Origin of the sequence: Fulvimonas soli (genome assembly GCF_003148905.1) — a bacterium.
Taxonomy (GTDB): domain Bacteria; phylum Pseudomonadota; class Gammaproteobacteria; order Xanthomonadales; family Rhodanobacteraceae; genus Fulvimonas; species Fulvimonas soli.
The window spans coordinates 60,272-75,127 of record NZ_QGHC01000007.1 but is presented as its reverse complement, the minus strand read 5'-3'; the positions used below and the strand labels follow the sequence as shown (position 1 = coordinate 75,127).

Genomic DNA, 14,856 nt, shown 5'->3' with positions numbered 1-14,856 from the left:
GTGCGGGGGAAGGAAGGTCAGTTCTTCCTGACGAAGCCGCCGATCGCCAGCAGGCCGCCGACCACGATGCCGGCGATGCCGATCCACTGCGGGATGGCCTTTTCCTCGGTGGCCTGGATCTTGACCGGGCCCAGCTGGGCCTTGGTGTCGGTCTCCTTGTAGCTGCCGTTGCCGAGCGTGATCCAGATGCCCGCCACCAGCAGGATGATGCCGACCACGATGAGTCCTGCGCGCATACACAGCCTCCGTCCGGGATGTCCGCCGATCATAGGCGAGAGCGGCGTGCATGGGGCAAGAAAAAGGCCCCGGAGGCTAGGGGGCGCCTTCGGGGCCGGGTGGAAGCGCGGCCCAGGGGAGAGGCCGGCGTTCCGGTACGGGTTCGTCAGGGAGGTGGCGAACCCCGAGCGGATGCCGTTGCGTGCATCCGGTGAGTGAGAACGCACGGGGCGGCGGAAAGTTGCATCCGCCGGCGGCGGGATTTAGCCGCAATTCATTTGACGGAAATCCAACAAATGCGCCGCTGCGCGCGGATGCGCGGGCGAGCGGGGCTCAGTGCGCCTCGTCCCAGTTCGCGCCCACGCCGGCTTCCACCAGCAGCGGCACGGCGAGCGAGGCCGCGCCGGACATGCGCCCGACCACCGCCGCGCGCACCGCGTCCACCGCGTCGGCGCGCACCTCGAACACCAGCTCGTCGTGCACCTGCATCAGCATGTGGGCGTCGTCGCGGCCTTCCAGCCAGCCGGCCACGGCGATCATCGCGCGCTTGATGATGTCGGCCGCGCTGCCCTGCATCGGCGCGTTCACCGCGGCGCGCTCGGCGCCGGCGCGCAGCGCCTGGTTGCGCGACCGGAGGTTCTCCAGGTACAGCCGGCGGCCGAACAGGGTCTCCACGTAGCCGTCGCGGTGCGCGCGCTCGCGGGTGGCCTCCATGAAGGCGTGCACGCCGGGATAGCGGGCGAAGTAGCGCGCCATGTACTCGCCGGCCTCGCTGCGCTCCACGCCGAGCTGGCGGGCCAGGCCGAACGCGCTCATGCCGTACATCAGGCCGAAGTTGATCGCCTTGGCGGCGCGCCGCTGGTTGGGCGTCACCTCCTCCGGCTTCAGGCCGAACACCTCGGCGGCGGTGGCGCGGTGCACGTCGCCGCCCTCGTGGAAGGCCTTGAGCAGGCCCTCGTCGCCGGACAGGTGGGCCATGATGCGCAGCTCGATCTGCGAGTAGTCCGCCGCCATCACCACCCAGCCTTCCGGCGCGATGAAGGCCTGGCGGATGCGCCGGCCCTCCTCGGTGCGCACGGGGATGTTCTGCAGGTTGGGGTCGGAGGAGGAGATGCGCCCGGTCGCCACCGCGCCCTGGTGGTAGCTGGTGTGCACGCGGCCGGTGCGCGGGTTGACCATCGCCGGCAGCTTGTCGGTGTAGGTGGAGCGCAGCTTGGCCAGCGCGCGGTAGTCCAGGATCAGCCGCGGCAGCGCGTGCTCGTCGGCGATCGCCTCCAGCGCCTCCTCGTTGGTGGAGGGCTGGCCGGTGGGGGTCTTGAGCTTGGCGGTGAGGCCGAGCTCGTCGAACAGCAGCGCCTGCAGCTGCTTGGGCGAGTCCAGGCTGAACTCGCGGCCGGCGGTGCGGTAGGCCTCCTGCTGCAGCTCGAACATGCGCTTGGCCAGTTCCTGGCTCTGCTGCCGCAGCGCCGGCACGTCGATCAGCACGCCGCGCCGCTCCATGCCGGCCAGCACCGGCACCAGCGGGATCTCGATCTCCTCGTACACCCTGCGCAGCTTCGGCTCGCCCTCCAGCCTCGGCCACAGCGCGCGGTGCAGGCGCAGGGTGACGTCGGCGTCCTCGGCGGCGTAGCGGCAGGCGCTGTCCAGGTCCACCTGCGAGAAGGAGATCTGCCTGGCGCCCTTGCCGGCGACCTCCTCGTACTTGACCGTGTCGTAGCCCAGGTACTTCCTTGCCAGCGAGTCCATGTCGTGCCGCGTGGCGGTGGCGTTCCACACGTAGGACTCCAGCATCGAGTCGTGCGCCAGGCCCTGCACCGCGATGCCGTAGTGCGACAGGATGTTGATGTCGTACTTGGCGTGCTGGCCGAGCTTGGGCCGCGCGGGATCCTCCATCACCGGCCTGAGCGCGGCCAGCACGGCGTCGCGCGGCAGCTGCGCGGGCGCGCCGGGGTAGTCGTGCGCCACCGGGATGTAGCAGGCCCGGCCCGGCTCCACCGCGAAGGAGAGCCCCACGATGTCGGCCTGCATCGCGTCCAGGCTGGTGGTCTCGGTGTCGAAGGCGATCAGCGCGGCCTCGCGCAGGCGCGCGAGCCAGGCGTCGAGCTGCGCCTGGGTGGTGACCAGCTCGTAGTGGCCCGGCGCGTTCGCGGCCTCGCCGGACGGCGGCGCGGCCGCCGCCTCGGCGGCCGGCGGGACGGCGGCGGGCGTGGCGGTGTCGGCCGGCGCGGCGGCCGCGGTGGCGTCGCCGGCGTCCAGCTCCTTCAGCGCCGCCTTGAATTCGTAGCGGGTGTACAGCGCGCGCAGCGTGGCGACGTCGCGCTCGCGCCGCACCAGCGCGGTGACCGGCAGCTCCAGCGGCACGTCGGTCTTCACCGTCACCAGCATGCGCGACAGCGGCAGTCGCGGCAGCGCCTCGCGCAGGTACTCGCCGATCTTGCCGCCGACCTTGTCGGCGTTGGCGATCACGCCGTCCAGCGAGCCGTACTCGGCCAGCCACTTCGCCGCGGTCTTGGGGCCGCACTTGGTCACGCCCGGCACGTTGTCGATGCTGTCGCCGGTGAGCGCGAGGAAGTCCACGATGCGCGCGGGCGGCACGCCGAACTTCTCCTGCACGCCGGCGACGTCGGTGACGGCGTTGGTCATGGTGTTGACCAGGGTGACGCCGGGGCGCACCAGCTGGGCGAGGTCCTTGTCGCCGGTGGAGATCTCCACCTCGATGCCCTGCGCGTGCGCCTGCTCGGCCAGGGTGCCGATCACGTCGTCGGCCTCCACGCCGGGAATGCGCAGGATCGGGAAGCCCTGCGCCTCGACGATGGCCAGCATCGGCTCGACCTGCGCGCGCAGTTCCTCCGGCATCGGCGGGCGGTTGGCCTTGTACTGCGCGTACAGCTCGTTGCGGAAGTTGGGGCCGGGGGCGTCGGCGACGAAGGCCAGGTAGTCGGGGTTGGCCTTCAGCGTGGCGCGCAGCATGTTGACCACGCCGAACAGCGCCCCGGTGGGCTCGCCCTGCGCGTTGGAGAGCGGCGGCAGCGCGTGGAAGGCGCGGTACAGGTACGAGGACCCGTCGATCAGGATGAGCTTGGCCATGCGGCGGATTCTCGCACGCGCGGTCGCCGCCGGTCCGCCGCTGCGCCGCGCTGCTATGCTGCAGCCTCCCCACGGAGGCTGCCCCGATGAAAAACGTCGCCTTTTCCGTTGCCGGCCTGCTGCTCGCGTCCGCGGCGTTCGCGCAGTCCGCGCCGCCGCCCGGCTCGGGCCTGCCGCCGCCGGGCCTGCACGATCCCGGCGTGAAGCCGGCGCCGGCCGCCACCGCGCGCGCCGCCGCCATGCCCGCGCTGCCGAGCATGCGCAGCGACGCGCCCGCCGCCGCCGCGCCCGCCGAGCCGCTGCCGGACGTGCGCGTGCGCAGGGAGGGCGACGACACCATCCAGGAATACCGCCGCAACGGCCAGGTCTACATGGTGGTGATCACGCCCAAGGGCGGCGTGCCGCAGACCTACATGGTCGATCCGCAGGGCCGGATGGTCGACGAGCACGGCAAGAAGCCGGTCGGCCCGGTGATGTACAAGGTCATGGAGTGGGGCAAGAGCCGGCCGGCGGAAGCCTCCTCCAGCGGCGACTGAGGCGAACCGGGCGCGGGCGGGTGTGGAGGTGTGGCGCCCGCCGTGCTTCCCGTGCTTCCCGCGCTGCTCCGGCCAGGCAAGGCCGTGCCTGGCCACCCGGTGCGGGAGCATGGTCTCGACGGGTCTGGCATCGAGGCCGTTGGCGGTCTCGCGCCGGGTTGATCGCGGCCGGAGGCCGCTCCCACAGGGGGCTCCGCAAGCCTTGTGGGAACGGCCTCCGGCCGCGATGCCTTACTCCCGCCATGTCGCTGCCATCATGGACCGACGCCCATTCCTTCGCTCTTTCTTGGCCTGTGCGCAGACGGCTCCCGACGGGGCCATGAACAGGCGCTCAGCCGTCCAGCTCCGGGTAGTGGCGGAAGATGCCCGACTCGTTGAACGGCAGCCGCCGCGGCGAGGCGAGGTAGGCGGCGAGGCGCGGGCGCTGCGCCACCCGCTGCGCCAGCGCGCGCAGCCGCGGCGTGCGCCGGCGCAGCCGCCGCATCGCGGCGGGGAAGGCGTAGTCGAGGCCGGCCATCAGCTGGAACAGCGACAGGTCGACGTAGGAGTGCCGGCCCAGCGCGTGCGCGCCGCCGGCGTCCTCCAGCACGCGCTCGAAATAGCCCAGGTACTTCGGCAGCCGCTCGCGGCGGAAGGCGGCGGCGAGCTCGCGCGCGGCCGCGCGCTGCTCCTCGTAGTAGAGGCCGGCGGCGATCGGGTGATGGGTGTCGTGCGCCTCGGCCACCAGGTCGGCGACGGTGAGCTGCAGCTGGTGCGCCTTCCAGCGCGCCGTTTCCGCATCCGGCACCAGGTCCAGCCGCGGCGCGAGGTACTGCAGGATCGCCGCGGTCTGCGCCAGCACCAGCCGGCCGGCCTTCAGGAACGGCGGCGCGAACGGCGTGGCGCCGGGCGCGCGGCCGTCGAGGAACGCGCCCATCGCGCCGTCGCCGCGTTCGCGGCAGACGTCCACGTAGTCCGCGCCGGCATCCTCCAGCGCCAGCCGCACGAACTCGCCGCGACCCTGGATGCCGGTCCAGTAGTAGAGCGCGTAGCGCATGGCGGTTCTCCGGCGGGAAGTCCGCGCGAGTCTGGGGCCGACGGCTTCAAGGCGGCGTGAGCGGAGAAAGGGCCGGAAGCGAGAGATTAGGAGTGAGGCGTGAGGGAAAACCGTTTCCCGGCCTTTCTCTCGCTCCTCTCCACTCCCGCTCGCCCCTCAATGCCGGAAATGCCGCATCCCTGTGAACACCATCGCCATGCCGTGCTCGTCGGCCGCGGCGATCACCTCGGCGTCGCGCATCGAGCCGCCCGGCTGGATCACCGCGCTGATGCCGGCCGCCGCCGCCGCGTCGATGCCGTCGCGGAACGGGAAGAAGGCGTCGCTCGCCATCACCGAGCCGCGCACCTCCAGCCCTTCGTCGGCGGCCTTGATGCCGGCGATCTTCGCGCTGTACACGCGGCTCATCTGGCCGGCACCGATGCCGATGGTCTGGCGGTCCTTCGCGTACACGATGGCGTTGGACTTGACGAACTTGGCCACCTTCCAGGCGAAGATCAGGTCGTCGACCTGCTGCGGCGTGGGCGCCACCCTGGTCACCACCTTGAGGTCCTCGGCCCTGACCATGCCGGTGTCGGCGGTCTGGATCAGCAGGCCCGAGCCCACGCGCTTGACGTTGTTGCCCGGATGCGCGGCGACCAGGTCGGTGCCGGGCGGCACCGGGATCTCCAGCACGCGCACGTTGCCCTTCTTGGCGAACGCCTTGAGCGCGTCGTCGGCGTAGGACGGCGCCAGCACCACCTCGACGAACTGGCGCGCGACGATGGCCTGTGCGGTGGCGCCGTCCACCTCGCGGTTGAAGGCGATGATGCCGCCGAAGGCCGAGGTGGGGTCGGTCTGGTACGCGAGGTCGTAGGCCTTGCCGATGCCCTCCGGGCTCACCGCCACGCCGCAGGGGTTGGCGTGCTTGACGATCACGCAGGCCGGCTTGACGAAGCTGCGCACGCATTCCCACGCCGCGTCGGCGTCGGCGATGTTGTTGAACGACAGCTCCTTGCCCTGCAGCTGGCGGAACGTGGCCAGCGTGCCCGGCGCCGGATGCAGGTCGCGGTAGAACGCCGCTTGCTGGTGCGGGTTCTCGCCGTAGCGCAGGTCCATCACCTTCACGAAGCGGCCGTTGGCCTGGCCCGGGAAGGCTTCGTGGCCGGCGATGGCCTCGTGCGCCTCGTCGAGCTTCAGCGCGGAGAGGTAGTCGCTGATCGCGCCGTCGTAATTGGCGACGTTGTTGAACGCGGCCACCGCCAGCCTGAAGCGCGTGGCGCGCGACAGGCCGCCGTGCCGCTCGATCTCGGCCAGCGCCTCCGCGTACTGCGAGGGATCGGTGAGCACGCCGACGTCGTTCCAGTTCTTCGCCGCCGAGCGCAGCATCGCCGGGCCGCCGATGTCGATGTTCTCGATGGCCTGCTCCAGCGTGCAGTCCGGCCGGGCGACGGTGGCCTCGAACGGGTAGAGGTTGAGCACCAGGAGGTCGATCGGCGCGATGCCGAGCCCGGCCATCACCGCGTCGTCGGCGCCGCGCCGTCCGAGCAGGCCGCCGTGCACCTTCGGGTGCAGCGTCTTGACGCGGCCGTCCATGATCTCGGGAAAGCCGGTCAGCTCGCTCACGTCCCTCGCGGCGATGCCGGCCTCGCGCAGCGCCCTGGCGGTGCCGCCGGTGGAGAGCAGCTCCACCCCTGCGGCGGCCAGGCGGCGGCCCAGCTCGACCAGCCCGGTCTTGTCGGAGACGCTGAGCAGGGCGCGGCGGACGGGAACGACGGCGGGGGCGGGCATGGCGGTGTCCTGCGGGGGAGAGCCGCGCATTATAGCCGAGCGGCGGCGCGGGTCGCCGCCGGCCGGGCCGTTTGGACGTCTATCCGCCCGAGGCGGGCGGCGCGCTCAGAGCAGGCCGTACTGCGAGAGCTTCTTGCGCAGCGTGGCGCGGTTGATGCCCAGCGCCGCGGCGGCGCGGCTCTGGTTGCCGTCGTGGAAGGCCATCACCTCGCGCAGCAGCGGCACTTCCACCTCGCGGATCACCAGCGCGTGCAGGCCCTCGTCGCACACGGTATCGCCGATGTCGGCGAGATAGCGGCGCACGGTCCGCGTGACGCACTCGCCCAGCGCGCTCTGCGACGAGGTCTCGCGGGTGGCCTCGTTGACAGGCAATCTGACGGCGTTCACTGGCGTTCCCTCACGAAGCGTCGCAGCGACTGCATCGGCCGCTGCTCGGGTTTATGGCAATGCCGCCGCGGGCGGCGCGCGTCGCGGACCGGGCGGCCCGCGCGAAGGGACCGAGTGTACCCGCGCGAACGGAGAAATTTAAGCCCTGGTGCTGGCGCGAACGATGCTTGGCACGCCGCCGCCGCGCTCACTCGAAGCCGAGCTCGAAGGCGACCGCCTTGACGCCGGGGTCCACCACCTCGAACAGCAGCGCGGCGTTGCCGCCCGGCGGCAGGCCGGCGCGCAGCACCGCCTCGTCGCCGAGGTATTCGGCCGGGCGCAGCCGGCGCATCGCCACGCGGCGGCCGCCGGCGTCGGTGAGCACCAGGGTGACGATCGGGTAGGGCTGCGCGAACGGCGCGTCGTTGTGGATGGTGGCGCTGACCATCAGCGCGCCGGGCACGCTGGGATGTGCCTGCACGTCGCGCGCGAGCAGGCGCAGCCGGTGCACGTCCTGCACCAGCGGCAGCGTGCAGCCGAGGCTGGCGCAGCCGCGGCGCAGCCAGCCGCCCACGGTCGGGTCGGCGATCAGCACGTCGCGCTTGGCCCACGCCAGCTGTGCGCCGAGCAGCAGCGCGAACAGCGCGCAGACGGCCACCCACGGCCAGCGCCGCTCGCCGCTGCGCCGCCGCGCGGGGCGCTCGCGCCGCGGCTTGCGCGCGCCGCGCGCGAAGCGCGGGGTGAACACCAGCTGCGAGAAGTCCTCCGCGCCGGCGGCCTCCGGCGCGGCCGCCGGTTCCGCCGCCGCGGGCTCGGCGCGGGGGCGGTACACCGCCAGCTCCAGCCGCGGCGGCTGGCCCGACGGCGCGTGCGCCGCCAGGCGCTGGAACGGCTCGGGCGGCAGCTGCGCGGCCAGGCAGGCCAGGGCGTCGAACGGCGCCGCGCAATGCCCGCACACGACCTCGCCGCGCGCCTGCGCGAGCACGGCCGCGTCCAGCGAGAACACGGTGAGGCATTCGGGGCATTGGGCGTACATGCGCCGCAAGCTTAGCAGGAGCCCACGGGGCGATTTTGTGGCCGGAGCCTGCTCCCGCGCGGTGCGCCGGCTACATGGAGCAACCGTTTCGCGGCGAGAACTGGCGGCGCGTCCTCAGCCGCGGCGCCGGCCGCTGATGCGGACCCAGTCCTCGCGGCGGTCCACGCGCAGCGCGTCGAACCATTCGGCGTAGCGCGCCAGCAGTTCCTCCTGCTGGCCGTCCAGGATGCCGGAGATGGCGAACGGCGCGCCGGGCTTCGCGGCGGCCGCGAAACGCGGGGCGAGCTCGCCCAGCGGGCCGGCGAGGATGTTGGCGACGAACACGTCGGCCGGTGCGCCGGGGAAATCCTCCGGCAGGAACAGCGCCAGGCGCCCGGCCACGCCGTTGCGCGCGGCGTTGTCGGCCGAGGCGAGCAGCGCCTGCGGATCGTTGTCGACGCCCGTCGCGCCGGCCGCGCCCAGCTTCAGCGCGGCGATGGCGAGGATGCCCGAGCCGCAGCCGTAGTCGGTCACCGTCCGGCCGGCGAGGTCGAGCGAGTCGAGCCATTCCAGGCACAGCGCGGTGGTCGGGTGCGTGCCGCTGCCGAAGGCCAGGCCGGGATCGAGGCGCACCACCACCATGTCCCCGTCCGCCGGCGGCTCGACGTTCCACGGGTAGATCCACAGCCGGCGGCCGAACGGCATCGGCCGGAACTGGTCCATCCAGGCGCGCTCCCAGTCCTCGTCGGCCACCTCGCGGAAGGCGAGCTGGTCCGGCTCCAGCCAGGGCAGCAGCTCGCCCAGCGCCTCGGCGAGGCCGCGGCGGTCGGTGCCGGCGTCGAACAGCGCGTCGAGCACCAGCGTGGGCCACAGCGGCTGCTCGCCCACGCCGGGCTCGAAGATCGCCCGCTCGTCGGGCGTCTCCGCATCGGCATCGCGCAGCGTGACCGACAGCGCGCCGAGATCCTCCAGCGCCTCCTCCACGCGCGGCTGCTGCTCGGCGCGGAGGGTGAGGGTGAGTTCGAGGAAAGGCATGGGAAAGCGAGGAGCGAGTAGTGGGTAGTGAAAAAAGCGGAGGCTTGGCGGGCGGAGGGGAGTGCGCGCTTTCTCTCGCTACGCACTCCTCTCCACTCACTTCTCTTCACTCCCGCTTGCCTTGTGCTCCCGCTGCTCCGCCATCCGCTTCTCCAGATAGTGGATGTTCTGCCCGCCCTGCTGGAAGCCCACGTCCGCCATGATCCGCTGCTGCAGCGGGATGTTGCACTTGACGCCCTCGATCACCGTCTCGGCCAGCGCCAGGCGCATGCGCGCGATCGCGGTCTCGCGGTCGGGGCCGTGCACGATCAGCTTGCCGATCATCGAGTCGTAGTTGGGCGGGATGCGGTAGCCGTCGTACAGGTGCGTGTCCACGCGCACGCCGGGGCCGCCGGGCGCCTCGAAGCGCTTCACCGTGCCGGGCGAGGGCAGGAAGCTGTCCGGGTCCTCGGCGTTGATGCGGCACTCGATCGCGTGGCCGGTGATCTTGATGTCCTCCTGGCGGATCGACAGCTTCTCGCCGCCGGCGATCAGCAGCTGCTCGCGCACCAGGTCGACGCCGGTGATCAGCTCGGTCACCGGGTGCTCCACCTGGATGCGGGTGTTCATCTCGATGAAGTAGAAGCGGCCGTTCTCGAACAGGAACTCGAAGGTGCCGGCGCCGCGGTAGCCGATGCGCAGGCAGGCGTCCACGCAGACCTGGCCGATCTGCGCACGCAGCTCCGGGGTGATACCGGGCGCGGGCGCCTCCTCCACCACCTTCTGGTGGCGGCGCTGCATCGAGCAGTCGCGCTCGCCCAGGTGGATGGCGTTGCCCTGGCCGTCGGCCAGCACCTGGATCTCCACGTGGCGCGGGTTCTCCAGGAACTTCTCCATGTATACCTGGTCGTTGCCGAAGGCCGCCTTGGCCTCCTGCTTGGTCATGGTGACGGCGTTGGCCAGGTGCGCCTCGGTGCGCACCACGCGCATGCCGCGGCCGCCGCCGCCGCCGGCCGCCTTGATGATCACCGGGTAGCCGATCTCGCGCGCGATGCGCATGTTCTCGTCCGCGTCGTCGCCGAGCGGGCCGCCGGAGCCGGGCACGCAGGGCACGCCGGCGGCCTTCATGGCGCGGATCGCCTCCACCTTGTCACCCATCAGGCGGATCACGTCCGCGGTGGGGCCGATGAAGACGAAGCCGGACTGCTCCACCTGCTCGGCGAAGTCGGCGCGCTCGGAGAGGAAGCCGTAGCCGGGGTGGATCGCCTGGGCGTCGGTGATCTCCGCCGCGGCGATGATGCGCGGGATGTTGAGGTAGCTGTCGGCCGACGGCGCCGGGCCGATGCAGATGGCCTCGTCGGCGAGGCCGACGTGCTTGAGGTTGCGGTCCGCGGTGGAGTGCACCGCGACCGTCTTGATGCCGAGGCTGTGGCACGCGCGCAGCACGCGCAGCGCGATCTCGCCGCGGTTGGCAATGACGACTTTCTCTAGTAGGGGCATGGGAATAGGGAATCGGGAATAGGGAATCGGTGGGTCATCGCGGCGCCTCGCGCGTCCGGAGGGCGTTCACCCGGCCGGTGGGTACCGCGAACACGTCGTCGATGCACGAGGCCATGTCGGACGGAACCTTTCCATAGCCAGGCCGGACTGCGATCTGCAACTGCGTGTCCAGTTCCGAGAGCGAACCGCGGGCGATCGAGAGAAAGCGCAGGTATTCGGGAGTCGAGCGGCGAGCGGCGCCCTCGGCGATGTTCGAGGAAATGCTGACTGCCGCGCGTCGCATCTGCGCCGTCAGGCCGAACCGCTCGCTCTCGGGAAACGTCGACGAGCAGGCGTAGACCTGCTCGACCGGCGACATCGCACGCTGCCAGACCGAGAGGTCCTGATGCGGCCGCTTTGCCGGTTCCCTGTTCACGATTCCCTGTTCCCCGTCTTTCAGGCGATCACGAACATCGGCTGGTCGAACTCCACCGGCTGGCCGTTCTCGACCAGGATGGCCTGCACCGTGCCGGCCACGTCGGCCTCGATCTGGTTGAACATCTTCATCGCCTCGATGATGCCCAGCGTCTCGCCCTGCTTGACCTGCTGGCCGACTTTCACGAAGGCGGGCGCGCCGGGACTGGCCGAGGCGTAGAAGGTGCCGACCATCGGCGCCTTTACCACGTGGCCGGCGGGCAGCGCGTCGGCGGCCGGGGCGGCTTCCGCGGGAGCCGCGGAGGGCGTGGCGGCGGGGGCGGCGGCCGGGGCCGCGGCGGCCTGCACCGGCGCGCTGGCCACGGTCACGCCGCCCTTGGGCACGCGCGACAGGCGCACGACTTCCTCGCCCTCCTTGATTTCCAGCTCGGCGAGGTTGGATTCCTCCAGGAGGTCGATCAGTTTCTTGATCTTGCGCAGATCCATGGGACAAGGCCTCTGTCTTGGATGCCGCCGCGGCGGCAGGAAAGGGAAAGGGGTCAGTTCGCGGACCGCGCCAGCCGGCGCAGCGCCGCCTCCAGCGCCAGCGCGTAGCTGTCGCCGCCGAAGCCGCAGATCACGCCGACGGCGAGGTCGGACAGGTAGGAGTGCCGCCGGAACGGCTCGCGCGCATGCACGTTGGACAGGTGCACCTCCACGAACGGGATCGCCACCGCGGCCAGCGCGTCGCGCAGGGCGATGCTGGTGTGGGTGAAGGCGCCGGGGTTGATCAGGATCAGCGCCACCCCTTCCTCGCGCGCCCGGTGCACGCGCTCGACCAGGGCGTGCTCGGCGTTGCTCTGGAAGCTCTCCAGCGCGTGCCCGGCCTCGGCCGCGCGCGCGGCCAGGCGCGCGTCGATGTCGGCCAGCGTGTCGCGGCCGTAGATCTCCGGTTCGCGGGTGCCCAGCAGGTTGAGATTGGGTCCGTGCAGGACCAGGATCTTCGCCACGTGTCCGGTTTCCAGCGCATCCGGGCAGGCCCCGGGACCGGCGAAGTGTGCGCGTGGTCAGCAAAGTTGTCCAGTTCGGCGCAGTTCGGCGATGTTTGAAGGAGAAGCGCGCGTTAAACCGTGCGGAAGCGTATGTGGGCGCGAAGCCGCTCAGGGCTTGGGCTCGGGAGCGAGCCAGCGCTCCAGCGTGGCCGCGTCGAGCGTGCCGCGCCGCGCGGCCCGCACACGGCCGTCGGCGTCGAGCAGCACGCTGTAGGGCAGCACGCCGTCGGCGTCGCCGAGGGCGGTGGCGGTGTCGGGCGGTTCCAGCCGGCCGAGCAGGATCGGGTAGCCCACCGGGTGCGCGGCCAGGAAGGCGCGCGCGCGCGCCGGCTCGTCCATCCCGATGCCGAGCACGATGGCTCCACGATCGCCGAACTTGGCCTGGGCGGCGGCCAGCGCGGGCATTTCCTTCAGGCACGGCGCGCACCAGCTCGCCCACAGGTTGAGCAGCACCCGCCGGCCGCGGTAGTCGGCCAGGCGATGCGGCCTGCCGTCCAGGTCCGGCAGGGTCAGCTCTGGCGCCGGCTGGCCGAGCAGCGCCGCGCCGTCGCCGTGCAGCTGCGCCGAGCGGCGCTGCAGCCAGCCGCCGGCGGCGGCCGCCAGCACGGCCAGCGCCAGGATCAGCCAGCTGGCGCGCGTCATCATCGGCGCGCGGCCTCGGTCAGCGCGCGCTCGACCAGCGCGGGCGTCAGCACGGTGGGCAGTTTGCGGCCCGCGCCGCCGCCGGCGGGGAACACCACGTACAGCGGCACGCCGGGCGAGCGGTAGGCCTGCAGGAAGGCGGTGATCGCCGGGTCCTCGTCGGTCCAGTCGCCCTGCATGTAGACCGTGCCGGTGCGCGCCAGCAGGGCGCGGAAGGCCGCGGTGTCGAGCACGGTATGCTCGTTGGCCTTGCAGGTGACGCACCAGTCGGCGGTCATGTCCACGAACACCGGCGTGCCGGCCTTGCGCAGCTCGGCCAGCCTTGCAGGCGAGTAGGCGACGATGCCGGACTGCGCGGCCGCGGCGGCCACCGGCCGCGGCAGGCCGGCCAGCCAGTACAGCGGCAGCGCGGTGAGCAGCGCCAGCGGCAGCAGCAACGCGCGCGCGCCGGCGCCGCGGCCGCGGCTGCGCTCGAACCACCACAGCGTCATCGCCAGCAGCACCGCGGCGGCCAGCAGCAGGCCCACCGCGTCGGCGCCGCGCTGGTTGGCCAGCACCCAGGCCAGCCAGGCGGCGGACAGGTACATCGGGAAGGCCAGCACCTGCTTGAGCGTCTCCATCCAGCGGCCCGGCCGCGGCAGCAGGCGCGCCAGCGCGGGCACGAAGCCCACCGCCAGGAACGGCAGCGCCAGCCCCAGCCCCAGCGCCAGGAACACCGCCAGCGCGTGCAGCCGCGGCGCGGCGAAGGCGTAGGCCAGCGCGGTGCCCATGAACGGCGCGGTGCACGGGCTGGCCACCACCACCGCCAGCACGCCGGTGAAGAAGTCGCCGGCCGGGCCCGCGCGGTTGGCCAGCGCGGCGCCGGCGTTGCCCAGCGAGGCGCCGAACTGCACCACGCCGGACATCGACAGGCCCACCGCCAGCATCACCAGCGCCAGCGCCGCCACCACCAGCGGCTGCTGCAGCTGCACGCCCCAGGCCGCCTTCAGGCCGGTCACCGCCAGGCCCAGCGCGACGAAGCTCGCCAGCACGCCGGCGGTGTAGAGCAGCGCGTGGCGGCGCAGCCGCGCGGGGTTCTCGCCGCTCTCCAGCAGCCCCACCGCCTTGAGCGAGAGCACCGGCAGCACGCACGGCATCAGGTTCAGCACCAGGCCGCCGGCGAGGGCGAGCAGCAGCGCGAGCGCCAGGCCGCTTTCCTCCGCCGGCGCGCCGGCGGGCCGCGTCTCCGGCGCGGTCTCGACCGGCGTGCCGCCGGCCGCCGCGCCGGCGCCGAGGTCGACGTCCAGCGCGCGGGTCATCAGCGGATAGCACAGTCCGCCGTCCTGGCAGCCCTGGAAGCTGGCCTCGACCCGCAGCCGGCCGCGGCCGCCGAGGTCGCCCTCGACCGCCACCGGCAGCTCGAGCTGGCCGAAATACACGGTGACCTTGCCGAAGTGCGGGTCGTCCTTCGGCACGCCGCCGGCCGGCCAGGCCGGGCGCAGCGCGAGGCCGGGGGCGTCCGGCGCGCGCAGCGCGGTCTGGTCGCGGTAGAGGTAGTAGCCGGGCGGCATGGTCCAGCGCAGCAGCAAGTGGTGCGGGTCCTGCGCCAGCGCCTCCAGGCGGAAGGCCTGCTCGGCGGGCAGCGCCGCGCCGCCGGCGGAAGCCTTGTCCGCGCCCAGCGTGCCGAGCGCCCGGCCGAGCGGGTCGCCGCCGGCGGGTGCGGCCGCGGAAGTCGCCGCGCCGGCCGCCGGCACGGGCAGGTCGAGCTGTTCGGTGTGCGGCGGATAGCAGATCTTCGGGTCGACCTCGTGGCAGCCCTGGAACTGCACGCCCAGCGTCAGCCGCGTGGTGCCCGGGGCCAGCGTGTACGGCACGCTGGCGTCGATGCCGTGGTGGTAGATCTCCACGTCGCCGAGGTACTCGTCGTGATGCTTCTCGCCATCGGGAAAGGACGGCGCGCCCAGCGTCACGCCCGGGCCGGGCTTGAACTCCATGCGGCCGCGGTAGAGGTAGTAGTCCGGCGCGATGGTCCAGTGCAGCTTCAGCACGCCGGGCGTGGCGGCGTCGGCGCCGAGCCTGTAGGCCTCGGTGACCGGCAGCAGGCCGTCCTCCGGGTCCTGCGGCCGCGCCGCCGCGGGCAGCGCCAGCAGCGCGGCGAGCAGGATCGACAGCCAGGCGCCCGCGTGGGCGGAACGGAACGGATGCATTGCGACTCCAGCGTGGGGAAGCCCGCGCCGCGGCGCGGGGCAAGGC

14 protein-coding genes are annotated in these 14,856 nt (G+C 72.5%); 1 reads left to right on the top strand and 13 read right to left on the bottom strand.

Features of this window, described 5'->3' with window-relative positions; genetic code table 11:
• Positions 1-17 precede the first annotated feature (17 nt).
• Positions 18-236 carry a hypothetical protein gene (locus C7456_RS10390; RefSeq protein ID WP_109723685.1) on the bottom strand — a complete coding sequence of 73 codons (219 nt, stop codon included), beginning with the start codon at positions 234-236 and terminating at the stop codon, positions 18-20.
• Between the two features lie 313 nt (positions 237-549).
• Positions 550-3,303: a DNA polymerase I gene (gene polA, locus C7456_RS10385; RefSeq protein ID WP_109723684.1), complete on the bottom strand. Its 2,754-nt coding sequence runs from the start codon at positions 3,301-3,303 to the stop codon at positions 550-552.
• An 86-nt stretch (positions 3,304-3,389) separates the two neighbouring features.
• Here polA and C7456_RS10380 point away from each other — a divergent pair, with 86 nt between their 5' ends.
• Positions 3,390-3,839 (top strand): DUF2782 domain-containing protein, encoded by a 450-nt coding sequence (locus tag C7456_RS10380; protein ID WP_109723683.1) that lies wholly within the window; start codon positions 3,390-3,392, stop codon positions 3,837-3,839.
• A 331-nt stretch (positions 3,840-4,170) separates the two neighbouring features.
• On the opposite strand, the gene C7456_RS10375 is transcribed toward C7456_RS10380, so the two are convergent.
• The 11 genes from C7456_RS10375 to C7456_RS10325 form a co-directional block, all read right to left on the bottom strand.
• Positions 4,171-4,875, bottom strand: coding sequence for a glutathione S-transferase (locus tag C7456_RS10375; RefSeq protein WP_109723682.1), 705 nt, complete (start codon positions 4,873-4,875; stop codon positions 4,171-4,173).
• A 156-nt stretch (positions 4,876-5,031) separates the two neighbouring features.
• Positions 5,032-6,642 carry a bifunctional phosphoribosylaminoimidazolecarboxamide formyltransferase/IMP cyclohydrolase gene (purH, locus tag C7456_RS10370; RefSeq protein ID WP_109723681.1) on the bottom strand — a complete coding sequence of 537 codons (1,611 nt, stop codon included), beginning with the start codon at positions 6,640-6,642 and terminating at the stop codon, positions 5,032-5,034.
• A 105-nt stretch (positions 6,643-6,747) separates the two neighbouring features.
• Positions 6,748-7,029, bottom strand: coding sequence for a helix-turn-helix domain-containing protein (locus C7456_RS10365; RefSeq protein ID WP_109723680.1), 282 nt, complete (start codon positions 7,027-7,029; stop codon positions 6,748-6,750).
• Positions 7,030-7,216: 187 nt separating this feature from the next.
• On the bottom strand, positions 7,217-8,044 hold the full coding sequence (locus C7456_RS10360; RefSeq protein ID WP_109723679.1) for a zinc-ribbon and DUF3426 domain-containing protein: 828 nt from the start codon (positions 8,042-8,044) through the stop codon (positions 7,217-7,219).
• A gap of 114 nt (positions 8,045-8,158) precedes the next feature.
• Positions 8,159-9,058: a 50S ribosomal protein L11 methyltransferase gene (gene prmA / locus C7456_RS10355; RefSeq protein WP_109723678.1), complete on the bottom strand. Its 900-nt coding sequence runs from the start codon at positions 9,056-9,058 to the stop codon at positions 8,159-8,161.
• Positions 9,059-9,154: 96 nt separating this feature from the next.
• Positions 9,155-10,537, bottom strand: coding sequence for an acetyl-CoA carboxylase biotin carboxylase subunit (gene accC / locus C7456_RS10350; protein ID WP_109723677.1), 1,383 nt, complete (start codon positions 10,535-10,537; stop codon positions 9,155-9,157).
• A 34-nt stretch (positions 10,538-10,571) separates the two neighbouring features.
• The gene (locus C7456_RS10345) at positions 10,572-10,952 is read right to left on the bottom strand and encodes a four helix bundle protein (RefSeq protein ID WP_109723676.1); all 381 of its coding nucleotides are present in this window, start codon (positions 10,950-10,952) and stop codon (positions 10,572-10,574) included.
• A gap of 20 nt (positions 10,953-10,972) precedes the next feature.
• The gene (gene accB, locus C7456_RS10340) at positions 10,973-11,437 is read right to left on the bottom strand and encodes an acetyl-CoA carboxylase biotin carboxyl carrier protein (RefSeq protein WP_109723675.1); all 465 of its coding nucleotides are present in this window, start codon (positions 11,435-11,437) and stop codon (positions 10,973-10,975) included.
• A 53-nt stretch (positions 11,438-11,490) separates the two neighbouring features.
• On the bottom strand, positions 11,491-11,940 hold the full coding sequence (aroQ, locus tag C7456_RS10335; protein ID WP_109723674.1) for a type II 3-dehydroquinate dehydratase: 450 nt from the start codon (positions 11,938-11,940) through the stop codon (positions 11,491-11,493).
• 150 nt (positions 11,941-12,090) lie between these two features.
• Positions 12,091-12,627 (bottom strand): peroxiredoxin family protein, encoded by a 537-nt coding sequence (locus C7456_RS10330; protein ID WP_109723673.1) that lies wholly within the window; start codon positions 12,625-12,627, stop codon positions 12,091-12,093.
• Positions 12,624-14,810, bottom strand: coding sequence for a protein-disulfide reductase DsbD family protein (locus tag C7456_RS10325; RefSeq protein ID WP_109723672.1), 2,187 nt, complete (start codon positions 14,808-14,810; stop codon positions 12,624-12,626). The genes C7456_RS10330 and C7456_RS10325 overlap by 4 nt, the downstream gene beginning before the upstream one ends.
• Between the last annotated feature and the right edge of the window lie 46 nt (positions 14,811-14,856).

Excerpts from the sequence above, each read along its gene's own strand:
- C7456_RS10390 (WP_109723685.1), bottom strand. The coding sequence starts at position 236 with ATGCGCGCAGGACTCATCGTGGTCGGCATCATCCTGCTGGTGGCGGGC.
- polA (WP_109723684.1), bottom strand. The coding sequence starts at position 3,303 with ATGGCCAAGCTCATCCTGATCGACGGGTCCTCGTACCTGTACCGCGCC.
- C7456_RS10380 (WP_109723683.1), top strand. The coding sequence starts at position 3,390 with ATGAAAAACGTCGCCTTTTCCGTTGCCGGCCTGCTGCTCGCGTCCGCG.
- C7456_RS10375 (WP_109723682.1), bottom strand. The coding sequence starts at position 4,875 with ATGCGCTACGCGCTCTACTACTGGACCGGCATCCAGGGTCGCGGCGAG.
- purH (WP_109723681.1), bottom strand. The coding sequence starts at position 6,642 with ATGCCCGCCCCCGCCGTCGTTCCCGTCCGCCGCGCCCTGCTCAGCGTC.
- C7456_RS10360 (WP_109723679.1), bottom strand. The coding sequence starts at position 8,044 with ATGTACGCCCAATGCCCCGAATGCCTCACCGTGTTCTCGCTGGACGCG.
- prmA (WP_109723678.1), bottom strand. The coding sequence starts at position 9,058 with ATGCCTTTCCTCGAACTCACCCTCACCCTCCGCGCCGAGCAGCAGCCG.
- accC (WP_109723677.1), bottom strand. The coding sequence starts at position 10,537 with ATGCCCCTACTAGAGAAAGTCGTCATTGCCAACCGCGGCGAGATCGCG.
- accB (WP_109723675.1), bottom strand. The coding sequence starts at position 11,437 with ATGGATCTGCGCAAGATCAAGAAACTGATCGACCTCCTGGAGGAATCC.
- C7456_RS10330 (WP_109723673.1), bottom strand. The coding sequence starts at position 12,627 with ATGATGACGCGCGCCAGCTGGCTGATCCTGGCGCTGGCCGTGCTGGCG.
- C7456_RS10325 (WP_109723672.1), bottom strand. The coding sequence starts at position 14,810 with ATGCATCCGTTCCGTTCCGCCCACGCGGGCGCCTGGCTGTCGATCCTG.